The organism is Porphyromonas gulae DSM 15663 (assembly GCF_000378065.1).
Taxonomy (GTDB): domain Bacteria; phylum Bacteroidota; class Bacteroidia; order Bacteroidales; family Porphyromonadaceae; genus Porphyromonas; species Porphyromonas gulae.
This window is the reverse complement of the sequence record NZ_KB899199.1, coordinates 1-3,906: the sequence shown is the minus strand read 5'-3', so window position 1 is coordinate 3,906 and position 3,906 is coordinate 1. Positions and strand designations below refer to the sequence as shown.

Here is a 3,906-nt window from a genome sequence, read left to right as displayed (position 1 = left end):
TGCAACGACCCACTACACGTGGATCTTCTACCTTAGAAAAATAATCTTATACATCCATAACCCGAAGATAGCTCTATTTTGATGCGGGTGCCCTGCCTTCGGGCACAGGGCACTCAGGTGCTATCTCCATTAGGGATACTTTTCAGAGAGCGGGGGTTGCTTTATACCGGAGAGTCCGCACCAAAACAGACGTTTTGACACGGACCCCCTTATATACCCCATGGTGTCAGTCCTATCTTCAGAATCGATACGACATCGTCATTCCGATCTTGAGGTTAGACCGAGAGAGTTTTGCGGGTGCAAGAGACTCCACCTCCAGCACATCGGTCGGATTCGGATCGTCCGATACCATTCGGCCAAAGGTATAGTAGTAGCTCTTGTCGTTACGATATATCACAGCCAAATCGCCCGAAAGATTGCGCGAGAAACGGTAGCCCAAGCCTCCGCTCACGGTGTAAGAATTGCCCGGCAGTTCGTAATGAGGCATAGCGCCCATCGGATAAATGGTCACCTGTGCCGGGCCATCGAAATCTTTCAACTTTTGGTTCTTGATCGGATTGGATGTCTGTGAGTATCCCGCGCGAAAGCTCAGACGAGATATGGGGCGCAGTTCGCCTCCAAGACGGATGGTATGGCGTGAACCAAAATCTTCTGAAATGAACTTGTTGTCAACATAAGGAGTACCATCCTCATCTTTCAATTTGATCTGACCGTAGGACTCCAATTCGTAATCCATACTGATAAGACCGATCTTACCGCCCACTAAAGCCAGACTGGCAACAAAGCGACCCGGAGCACTCATTTGATATGCATTGTATGATTCCGGAGTCTGGTCACTCATAAAGTAGAGATTCTCCGGCAGCGGTTGTCCGTTTTGGTCTACTGCTTGAGAATAATAGGAAGCACCATAAGCTCTATAGTAACTCTTCAACCAATACCAGGTAGGCGTGTAGTAGGACAAACCTATGCGGATAGCATCGGCCGGACGATAAATGGCTCCGATGCCAATATTCAGTCCGCTTCCCGAGGTGGAGAGAGAGTTTTCGAGCTTGAGATAGTCGTTGATGGTGCCGTTGTTGAATGAGAAGTTCTCTTGATAGAATGTATTCGTATCAAATTGCAGATCGCTAAAAGTCATACTGGCACCCAAATACCATGTGTCTTGGATGTTTATGCCCATACCAAAGTCGTAGTTCCAAACATGGCCGGTTTCTTTCAGGTCGAAAGCCGTGGAGGAAGGTCCGAAGATCTGGTAATCACCATTCTGCTTATACTTGAATATCGACTCAAAGCCGTAGCCACCCGGAAGCTGAGCTATCCAACCGGCATTATATCCCAAGTCGGTAAGCCAACTGCTCTCCAAGCCATTGTAGTCGAAATGGGACGGATTGGCTTTGCCGGGAGTCTGAGCTGCCGTGTAGTCTGCCACGGAAAACTTCTGCTCACCTCCGGCCATACCGAACGATCGCTCATAGTCCAGAACTCGCTTTGCCCCAAGACCGAAATTGATGCTCACATCTTCACTGCCTTTACCCCATGACCCAACATAGCTGATACCGGTGAAAAGCAACTTGTTTTTGCTAAAGCTCTCACTTGACCCCTGCCAGGATACCTGATTGGATATGGAAGAGAAGTCAATGGTGGCGGACAGTTCCGAAGAACGAAAAATGCCGAGGCCGGCAGGATTCTGTCCGATGGTAGAAAAGTCGCCGCCCAATGCGCCAAAAGCGCCTGCCATGGAACGGAAACGAGCTGAACCGCCCAGTTCCGTACGACTGTAACGAATGGCATCGGCTTCGCCTTGAGCATGCACAGACTGCATGCCCAAAGTGGTGGCGAGCACCCCGCCAATAACATATGCTGATATCTTTTTCATCGTCTTCAGAGAAGGCTTATGCCTCTTTTATTGTGATTGTAATCAGACCATAACCCCGAAAGATACGGTCTATCTCTATCGAGTCGACTATACCTTTCGGGTGTTCAGGCAGAAATAAAGCTTTGTTTTTATTGGCAATATCTTGAAAGCACCTTAATTGCGTCCTCGGCCACTACGTCCGCCACCACCCGTGGAGCCGGAAGAGGAACGAGAGGGGGAAGAGGAGAAACCTCCGCTATTATTGTTGCGCGAAGGCGTTGAGAAGTTGTTATCATTCTGTCTCTCGCTGCGGATATTCCGCCCGGTAGGCCGGTTACTGCCGGACTGATTCTGCTGTATTACCGGACGATTCTGCTTTTGGCTGTTGTTCGGTGTTACCGCTTCTACGTTTCGGTCTCTATTGGCTCGGCCGGTACGCCCCGGCTTCACACTTTGCCAGTTATCATTAGTCTTGTTCGCCTGCGATCCCAGTTTGTTTTTTTGCGTAGAGGAGTTTTGCAGTCCATCGTAGCGACCTTTCCCCAACTTATTATTGGAAGATACTCCCCCCTTGATGCGATCCGGTCGGCCATAAGAGTAGTAGGCACCGGAATGCTGACCGTTGGGATAGGTCTTCTTCGGGTAGTGGTGGTAGTGATGTATCACGCCCGGATAGCCGCCCCAGCCGTAATAGCTGCCCCAGCCATAAGGGTATCCCCAGCCCATACCGATTCCATAGGGATTGTAGAAGGGATCATAGTAGTAGCTCCAATACCAATTATATCCGGGGTAATAACCGCCCCATCCGATATGGCTGCCGTAGTAGAACCACGGATAGTTCCAAGTATAGTTATACCAACCGGAGAAAGATGGATACCATGATGTATAAGGGAACGGGTCGTACCAAGGAGAATTGATGTAAATGTTCACAGACGAAGCATCATCATAGTATTCATCCCCATAGACGAAATACTCACCATCATCAGTCACATATACGTTGTCGGCACCTGAAATGACGATCGTATTCGGCTTGTAGAATCGTGCCAAGCGACGACTATAGCGACCCGGAACAGAAGAACGAGCGGAATCTCTCTTCTTCTTGTCTTTGGACAACTTTTTGCCATCGTAGGACTGACCGTCTCGACGATTGTAGGCATCAATATCCCGATCGGAAGCCACGGCATATTCCGTATCGTCGCCGTATTCATCCTCTTGGTTTTGCCCATCTTTAGCTTGGTTTTGTTTACGTATTTCTTTTCGCGATGTATAGATGTCGTCTTCGAAGACGTCATCATTCTGCGAGTACGCAGGAAGCGTAACCAGCAGTACCGCTCCAAGCAGGAGCAAACTTCTTTTAATCAGCTTCATAGCCATCTCTTTTTATCGTTACTGTTTTACAGGATGCACTCTCTTATTGTCTCTCTATTGATTTAGAGCGCGTACCGAGAATGAGTTTAATCCTTTCTTTGGAGGGCAAGATACGAATTTTTCAATTCCAGCAGGCTTTGACACCTCCGGCGTCAGGGCAACCGCATCAAAATGTAAGTACCTCAGGGCTATCGCATTTGAAAGTTTATACTGTATCCTTGGCCTCTTTCTTCTTAATTTGGGACTCTAGTACATTAATGCGTACTTGTTTTGATAACCGGACGTAGCAATCGTTAGGTTTATAAGTGTGTTAACAGTTCAAATGCGATTGCCCTGGTAAGTACCTGATTATCAACCATAGTTTTGAATGCATTCGTTATCTTTGAGTATAATTTCCAAAATGCAATCATTTGAAAATTAGCAACTAGTATTTTCTCGAAATTTTTGATGCGGTTGCCCTGGGCAACCGCATCAAAATAGAGTTATCTTCGGGTTATGGATGTACAAGATTATTTTTCTAAGGTAGAAGATCCACGTGTAGTAGGTCGTTGCAAGCATAAGTTAAGCGATATTCTAGTTATAGCACTGGCGAGTTATCTGTGTGGAGGCGAGGATTATGAGTCCATGCATGAACTTTGCTTAGAGCGTGGAGAATCGCTTCGCCCACTGGTTGTGTTGCATAA

Annotated in this window: 3 protein-coding genes; 1 reads left to right on the top strand and 2 read right to left on the bottom strand. The window is 47.5% G+C overall.

Annotated elements, in window-relative coordinates; all coding sequences use genetic code 11:
* Positions 1–238: 238 nt before the first annotated feature.
* A complete protein-coding gene (locus F452_RS0110430; protein WP_018966125.1) occupies positions 239–1,876 on the bottom strand; it encodes a transporter in 1,638 nt (545 codons plus the stop codon).
* 153 nt (positions 1,877–2,029) lie between these two features.
* A complete protein-coding gene (locus F452_RS0110425; protein ID WP_018966124.1) occupies positions 2,030–3,229 on the bottom strand; it encodes a hypothetical protein in 1,200 nt (399 codons plus the stop codon).
* Positions 3,230–3,718: 489 nt separating this feature from the next.
* Between F452_RS0110425 and F452_RS11740 the strand changes: the two genes are divergently transcribed.
* Positions 3,719–3,906 (top strand): transposase family protein (locus F452_RS11740; protein ID WP_167319376.1); only part of this gene is annotated, 188 nt, incomplete at its 3' end.